This window comes from Pyxidicoccus trucidator, from assembly GCF_010894435.1.
GTDB lineage: Bacteria > Myxococcota > Myxococcia > Myxococcales > Myxococcaceae > Myxococcus > Myxococcus trucidator.
Genome location: NZ_JAAIXZ010000094.1, coordinates 1 through 423, shown reverse-complemented (window position 1 = coordinate 423; position 423 = coordinate 1). Strand labels below are relative to the sequence as shown.

At 73.8% G+C, this 423-nt stretch carries 1 pseudogene; it reads right to left on the bottom strand.

Going from position 1 to position 423, the window contains the following annotated elements:
* Positions 1–260 (bottom strand): annotated as a pseudogene (locus G4D85_RS48570) (methyl-accepting chemotaxis protein); the annotation flags it as partial.
* Between the last annotated feature and the right edge of the window lie 163 nt (positions 261–423).

The window sequence follows — 423 nt, the reverse complement described above, 5'->3', positions numbered from 1 at the left end:
AAGACCACCAGCCTGCGGCGGATGTGCATGCGCCGGGGTGGCAGCGCGGCCAGCACCTCCAGCGGCGCCGGCCCCAGCGACACCAGCCGGTCCAACGTGGCCCGCGCGCGGCGCACCACCATCAGGTAGGTGAGCATGGCGCTCAGGGGCCCGATGGACAGCCCCAGCACCATCACCCGCACACCCTCCGTCCACGGCACGTCCGCCAGGGTGGGGAAGGCCAGGGCCACCGTCAGCGTGCCGCCCAGACAGCCCTGCATCACGAATCAGAAGCTGCGGCCGGGGATGGCCGCCACCTCCTGGACCGCCACCAGCAGGTGCTCGGACGTGGCGGGCAGCCGGCCCTCGCCCAGCGCGAAGAGCGTGCGCAGGGCCCGCGTGTCGCGCGCGTACCCCACGCTGATGAAGAGCACGAGCGCGCCC